Annotated in this window: 7 protein-coding genes and 1 pseudogene; 3 read left to right on the top strand and 5 right to left on the bottom strand. The window is 66.3% G+C overall.

Annotated elements, in window-relative coordinates:
- From ACWD0J_RS40860 to ACWD0J_RS40845, 4 genes and pseudogenes are all read right to left on the bottom strand, one after another.
- A pseudogene (locus ACWD0J_RS40860) lies at nt 1–411 on the bottom strand (hypothetical protein); the annotation flags it as partial.
- A 529-nt stretch (nt 412–940) separates the two neighbouring features.
- Nucleotides 941–1,678 (bottom strand): anti-sigma factor, encoded by a 738-nt coding sequence (locus tag ACWD0J_RS40855; RefSeq protein WP_451500934.1) that lies wholly within the window; start codon nt 1,676–1,678, stop codon nt 941–943.
- Nucleotides 1,675–2,241: an ECF RNA polymerase sigma factor SigK gene (gene sigK / locus ACWD0J_RS40850; RefSeq protein ID WP_451500933.1), complete on the bottom strand. Its 567-nt coding sequence runs from the start codon at nt 2,239–2,241 to the stop codon at nt 1,675–1,677. The genes ACWD0J_RS40855 and sigK overlap by 4 nt, the downstream gene beginning before the upstream one ends.
- Before the next feature lie 157 nt (nt 2,242–2,398).
- On the bottom strand, nt 2,399–2,806 hold the full coding sequence (locus ACWD0J_RS40845; RefSeq protein WP_451500932.1) for an ATP-binding protein: 408 nt from the start codon (nt 2,804–2,806) through the stop codon (nt 2,399–2,401).
- Nucleotides 2,807–3,170: 364 nt separating this feature from the next.
- Here ACWD0J_RS40845 and ACWD0J_RS40840 point away from each other — a divergent pair, with 364 nt between their 5' ends.
- Together ACWD0J_RS40840 and ACWD0J_RS40835 are read left to right on the top strand one after the other, a co-directional pair.
- Nucleotides 3,171–3,554: a hypothetical protein gene (locus tag ACWD0J_RS40840; RefSeq protein WP_451500931.1), complete on the top strand. Its 384-nt coding sequence runs from the start codon at nt 3,171–3,173 to the stop codon at nt 3,552–3,554.
- A gap of 608 nt (nt 3,555–4,162) precedes the next feature.
- A complete protein-coding gene (locus ACWD0J_RS40835; protein ID WP_451500930.1) occupies nt 4,163–4,468 on the top strand; it encodes a hypothetical protein in 306 nt (101 codons plus the stop codon).
- An 89-nt stretch (nt 4,469–4,557) separates the two neighbouring features.
- Here ACWD0J_RS40835 and ACWD0J_RS40830 read toward each other — a convergent pair whose 3' ends face one another.
- Nucleotides 4,558–5,007: an ATP-binding protein gene (locus tag ACWD0J_RS40830; protein WP_451500929.1), complete on the bottom strand. Its 450-nt coding sequence runs from the start codon at nt 5,005–5,007 to the stop codon at nt 4,558–4,560.
- Between the two features lie 23 nt (nt 5,008–5,030).
- Here ACWD0J_RS40830 and ACWD0J_RS40825 point away from each other — a divergent pair, with 23 nt between their 5' ends.
- The gene (locus tag ACWD0J_RS40825) at nt 5,031–5,504 is read left to right on the top strand and encodes an STAS domain-containing protein (RefSeq protein ID WP_451500935.1); all 474 of its coding nucleotides are present in this window, start codon (nt 5,031–5,033) and stop codon (nt 5,502–5,504) included.
- Nucleotides 5,505–5,941: the final 437 nt, after the last annotated feature.

The raw sequence follows: 5,941 nt of genomic DNA, 5'->3' as shown, positions 1-5,941 counted from the left end.
TGACTCGTGGTCCTTCTTGTCCCAGTCCTCACCACCCACAGCGGCCAGCAGACCACCACCGGTGTGCATGCCACCCTTGGGCTTGTCGTACTTGCCACCGTCGTACTTGCCCTCGTCGTACTTGTTCTCGTCGTACTTGCCCTCGTCCTTCCCGGACTCGTGGTCCTTCTTGTCCCAGTCCTCACCACCCACAGCGGCCAGCAGACCACCACCGGTGTGCATGCCACCCTTGGGCTTGTCGTACTTGCCGCCGTCGTACTTGTTCTCGTCCTTCTTGGACTCGTGGTCACTGCTGTAGGAACGGTCGTCCTTGTCCCAGTCTCCGGCGCTGGAGGCGTAGGCACCGGGGGCTGCGATGGCGAGCGCTGCCGTGACAGTGGCCGCGGCCAGGAAAGTGCGAGCTGAGCGCATGAGAGGATCCTTCCGTCGCGGCCGGCGTCAGCTGACATGCTGTCGGCTTGTGGTACCGCAGCGGCGACGTGGCTAATGTCAGTCAGATACGTGCCGCCCACCACTCGGGCGGGTATCCGAGTGACGATCTGTCCGGTGAACGGGCGAAACTCGGACGTGTTCCTGCTTTTGCGGGCCCAGATACTGCTGGGACGGACAGGTATGGACTCCACGGCCCAGGCGCGTCACTCGCCCGGTGCGTCAGCTTGGGCTGCCCGTCACGTTGAACAGGTCGAACGTGCACGAGGTTCAGGACCCTACGCCGGGAATCTCCCTTCCCTTCATGCCCCGCCGTCGGCCAACTCACCCGCTCCAGGACCCCGTTCGAAGCAGACCGAGCACACGAGCGGATAGAGAACGGCCAGTGAGCGACCCGATGTACGAGATGCCGATACCGGCGGGCTGGGGCATCCATCTGGTGAGCTGCCGTTGGGTGTGTATGCGGCCCTACGGTCGATCAGTGACCCATTCACAGGTAACAGGTCGGCGCTCAAGAAGTGAGGGAAATGATACCCAGGGGCTCCGTAGTGGGCTGCCTTGAGCCACCGGGGGGTTCCACGGTGATGCCGACGGCGACGGCGCCAGCAAGCGGGCCTTCCAGAAGGCGTGCACTCTGTTTCATTTCACCTTGCAAGAGGCCCGCAGGGCGCAGAGCGCCCGTATCGGCGGCGTACCAGAGTTCGTAGACCTTGTTCCCGGTCAGAACCGGCAGACCCTGGGCGGTGAAGACGGCGCTGCCTTGAGCCCTGGAGACGACAACCGCGGCAGTGGCCCGGCCGGTCAGTTCTGCCGTGTGCAGCGTGGCGTCGGGTGCGGTGACAACGTCGGTGAGTGCCTCGTTGGTTGAGCGGGCCTGGGCGGCTTGGGCACGGGCGTCTTCGGCTTTGGAATGCTGCCAGATGGCGGTTCCGCCGAGGGTGGCGACTGCTGCGATGCTCGCGGCGAGAATGAAGTGCAGAGCGCGGCGGCCGGCTGTGTGGGTGCGGTGGCGAGGGCGGTCCTGGGAAACGCGGGTGATGGCGTCCAGCGTGCTGGCCCGCAGGCGCGGCGGTACCGGCGTGGCATGCACCGCGGCCAGAGAGGCGGTGGCCTCTTGCAGCGAAGCGACCTCGTGACCGCATGTCTCGCAGCTGGCCAGATGGTTTTCGAAGGCGGCTTCCTCGGCCGGCGGCAGAGCGTGCAGGACGTATGCGCCGAGCGCGAGGTGCGGATCCTCCTGGAGTGTCATGTTGTCCCCTCCAGGCAGGCACGCAACTGCTGCAGACCTGCACGCATGCGGGACTTCACGGTGCCTGTAGGGGTGTTCAACGCCTCAGCCACCTCATGATGGGTCAGGCCCTGGTAGTAGGCGAGTACCAGGGGAACGCGCTGGAGCCGGGCCAGGGAGGCCAGACAGTGGTAGATGCGCCGCTGTTCGTCGTGGGTCAGGACGGTCTCTGAGACTTGGTCGAAGTCCCGGTCGGCAAGGAGCGAGGAGGCGCGCTGTTCGCGTTCCTTACTGGCCTGGGCGGTGCGCACCCGGTCCACCGTGCGGCGGTGTGCAAGGGTGAGCACCCAGGCTTTGGCCGTTCCTCGTTGGAGGTCGTAGCGGTCCGCGGTGCGCCAGACTTCGATCATGACGTCCTGGGTGACCTCCTCGGCCTGGGCCCGGTCGCGCAGGATGCGGCAGGCCAGTCCCATGACGGTCCCGCTGAACGCGTCGTAGACCTCCGCGAACGCTTCCTTGTCGCCTTCGGCGACACGAGGCAGCAGCTCCTCCGCTCGTGTGCCGGGCTCGGATCGGCGCAGCAAACTCCGCTCCCCTCGTACGTTGCGCTGCGATCCGGGGTGTGCCCGCAGCCCTGTGTGCCGTGTTCGACTTTGGCACCGGCTGCTGCGGGGCGCAGGGCGGCATAGGCGTGCGGGTGACATCGGTGCCGGGCCATGGACCGGACATTGCCCCTGTGGTCTAGCCCGTCTCCAGCCCGAGCAGGACGTGTACCGTCTTGCCTCCGAGTGCGGGGACGACCCGGACTTGTGCACCGAGCCGGCAGACGATCTCCATGCCGAAGCCGCCATGATCGCCCGCGCTTGCCCGTGCGTGAAGATCGGGGAGCTCTTCGCTGTGGTCCGCAACGGCGATGTCCAGTTGTCCGCCCTGGATGGTGAGGGTCAGCAGGCACGAGTCATGGGTGTGACGGACCGCATTGGTGACCAGCTCGGAGACGATAAGCACGGCGTCCGCGATACGGTCCGGCCGATCGGCGGTCTTCAGCCACCGCTCGGTGATGTGGCGGGCCACAGCCGGGGCGCGCTGGCCGCAGGGCAGAGCGACGGCGCGGCGCCCGGTGACCGGCAGCGAAGCGATAGTGGACATAACAGCCCCCTTTAGGGCTTCAGTAGATATTTCCTCTGTGGAGGTAGTTCGTAGCCGTAGGCCAGACGGATGGCATGAGGCGCGGCTCGGACCCGGCAGGCGCGGCCGCAGCCTGGGCAGGATGCCCGGCCGTGTCTGTATCGCACGCCGGACGCGCCGACCCGCCGGATAGCCGATTTGCTTTCTTTTGTGCTTCGTCATCCGGCGTGCCGTTGGCTCCGAATCCCTGATGTCCGACACAACAAGGCAGCGAATGCAGTTCGTGTCACGTATCTGCCGCACCGTCTCGCGGCTGCAGAAGACAGGATCGGCTCAGCTCACTCCTCGTTGTGTTCGCCAATGCTCTGGCAAGGAGATTCGTGCGATGACAGCATCCATGCGAGTCCGGCGGCTGGTGGCTGGAACGGCCGCCACAGGGCTGCTGGCCGGAGGTGCCGCTCTCGGCATGTCCACAACGGCCAACGCGGCCCCCGCCCCCTCTTCCGTCACCAGCGTGGTGACCGGTGACCATCACGACCGCCACGACAAGTGCGAATGGAAGAAGGGACACTCGGAGAAGAAGTGGGTCAAGGGCCACTGGGAGAAGAAGCACGTCCACCACAAGACCTGGCACAAGGGCCACCACGACAAGCACGGCACCTGGCACCAGGACTCCTGGGAGCACCACTACACCTACAAGTGGATCTATATCCCCGGCCACTGGGACCACCACTGGGTCAAGGGCCACTGGGACTGCAAGCACCACTGACACCCACGTGAGGTGAGGGTCAGGGCCGCCACAGACCCTGGCCCTCACCTGTGCCCTGCAGGCACCTCGCGGTTGCCCACTGGCCGACTCACCGACCGCTCAAGTCCTCCACTCCCCTCAAACCGCCACCGTCAACGGCACCTCACCAAATGGATCACCTCACCGATCTACCAGGTCACCGACACTTCGGGCGCCATCGCCGACCGCAGGGGGAGGTGCCCACCGCGCTGGTTGCTGCGCTACGGCACTGGCGTACTGCCGGAGTACCACGGCAACGGCCTCGGTCGCGAGATGAAGGCCGAGTCGAGGTCGTCGTCGCGCAGCCAGGTTCCCCGGATGGCGGTGACGATGTCGTCCGGGCCGATGGCGGGGAGCTTAGTGCCCTGTGCTTGCTGATCACGTAAGCATGGATACAGAATGAATAGTCACAAATGGCCCCCTTCAGGAAGGGGGCTCCATACCGATGACCTCCCAGAACCATCCGCCACCGACCGGTGGTAACAGCCAGACGCCAGGACCCGCGGGGCGACCCGCGAAGAAGCGTCGCCGCCTGATGCCACGCTGGCGGTGGTTCACCTGGCTCATCCCTCCTTGCCTTCAACCTGATCATGTTGATCTGGGCGATCACCGGCGTATCGACAGCGGAAAGCTGCGAGGGGCTGACCGGGGACGCGCTCACGACGTGCCAGGCCGGCCAGGTCGGCACCGGTATCGGAGTCGGCCTGCTCATCCTGCTCTGGGCCCTTGGCGACATCATCCTGGGCGTCCTGTGGCTGATCACCAAGCCGCACACCCGGTACTGCCCGGCGTGCGACAACAAAATCCGCAAGGGCGCCGTGCAGTGCCCGGAGTGCGGATTCGACTTCCGCCAGGCAGCGGCCGCCAAGCCTGGCCGGGGACGTCAGGAACCGTAGACCGCCTCATGACCTTTGCACGGCAAGGCTCATGGTGACGACCTGGCCGCCAGTGCGATCTTCAGTGCCCGCGCGGTACGACGGGCGGATTACTGGGGGCGGCGGCCGGTGAGGGCACCATCGGGGTCGTCGGGCAGGGCAATGCGGGCGGTGATGCGTTTGCCGACCGGCTCACGCTGGACCTCGAAGCCCTGGGCGACGGCCATGACGATCTCCAGGCCGTGCTGCCCGACCCGGCCCGCATCCGCGGCCCGCGCCATCGGCAGCACGGGCTCGCTGTCCCACACGATGATCTCCACCAAGTCCCCGGCGATGCGCAGCTCCATCAGCACCGGCCCGGGCGCGTACTTGCAGGCGTTGGTAACCAGCTCACTGACCACCAGCTGGGTCAGGTCCATAGCGCGCGCGGACACCGGCAGGCCGTGCTCGGCCTGCACGCGGGTGAGGAAGTCCACCGCGCGGTGGCGTGCCTCGGCAATGACATGCCCGTCACCGTCCAGGGCGATGGTGTCCTGGATCGGAGGGGCGTCGCCAGGCATGACGCTGTCCTCACCATCGGGGACTGATTCCGCCGGTTCCACCCTTCTCCCCCGTCCATCCGGCTGCACTTACCCCGGATGCTGCCTCGCATGGCGAGCCCGGTCACACAAAGGACCGAACGGGTGTTCACCGTAGTATCAGGGCAGGCTGCCAACGCACGTCGTACCGGGGCCGCGTCTCCCACAGCGAGTACCTGCGAGGAACCGCGACAGACACCCACAGAACAGCCCGGCCCGGCCTGTCCATCGGTCACACCGCCATCGACGGCATCCGGGTCCTCACCCTGCACGGCGAGATCGACCACGACGTCAAAGACGAACTCAGCAAGGCCCTGCTGTCCTTCGACAGCGCGACGCCGCCGCGGACCGTAATCGACCTCAGCGGCATGACCTTCATGGACTCCAGCGGCATCAACGTAGCCGCTTCCAGCGAGTCGGGGCTGCTGACCTGGGACTTCCTCATCCTCGGCCTCCGCTCACACCACAGTGATCAGTAGCGCGGACACCAGCAGAGCGGTCTGATGCAGGGCCTGATCGGTCAAATACATGCCGTTCATCCCGCCCGCTTTCAGCTCCGCGAACCCCTTCGAGCCGTAATGCTCCAGGAGCCACCTGACCAGCCACCGGCGATCGAAGAACGCGTGCGTGATCGCCGAGACGCCGAACCCGGCCACGGGCGGCGAGGCGGGCGTCGACCTCGGCGGAGCGGGCAAGGTCGTCCAGGACCTCGCCCGGCCGTGAGGTGCGGCGTCTCTCGACCGCCTTGACCCCGCGACGCCGGGGTGATCCAGCCGAGAGGGCCTAGCTGTTCTGTCCGGGGAGGTTGTGGACGGGTGAGGCAGGTCTCGGCTGAGGGATCTTGAAACAGGTGAGGGCCTTCCGGTTCGGTGTGGATTGCGACGTCTACACCAACAGAAAGGCCCTCGTGCCCCAC

Source organism: Streptomyces sp. NPDC003011 (assembly GCF_053591515.1).
The sequence above is the reverse complement of the archived record's forward strand: the minus strand, read 5'-3'. Positions and strand labels throughout refer to the sequence as shown.

Excerpts from the sequence above, each read along its gene's own strand:
- ACWD0J_RS40835 (WP_451500930.1), top strand. The coding sequence starts at position 4,163 with ATGTTGATCTGGGCGATCACCGGCGTATCGACAGCGGAAAGCTGCGAG.
- ACWD0J_RS40855 (WP_451500934.1), bottom strand. The coding sequence starts at position 1,678 with ATGACACTCCAGGAGGATCCGCACCTCGCGCTCGGCGCATACGTCCTG.
- ACWD0J_RS40840 (WP_451500931.1), top strand. The coding sequence starts at position 3,171 with ATGACAGCATCCATGCGAGTCCGGCGGCTGGTGGCTGGAACGGCCGCC.
- ACWD0J_RS40830 (WP_451500929.1), bottom strand. The coding sequence starts at position 5,007 with ATGCCTGGCGACGCCCCTCCGATCCAGGACACCATCGCCCTGGACGGT.
- ACWD0J_RS40845 (WP_451500932.1), bottom strand. The coding sequence starts at position 2,806 with ATGTCCACTATCGCTTCGCTGCCGGTCACCGGGCGCCGCGCCGTCGCT.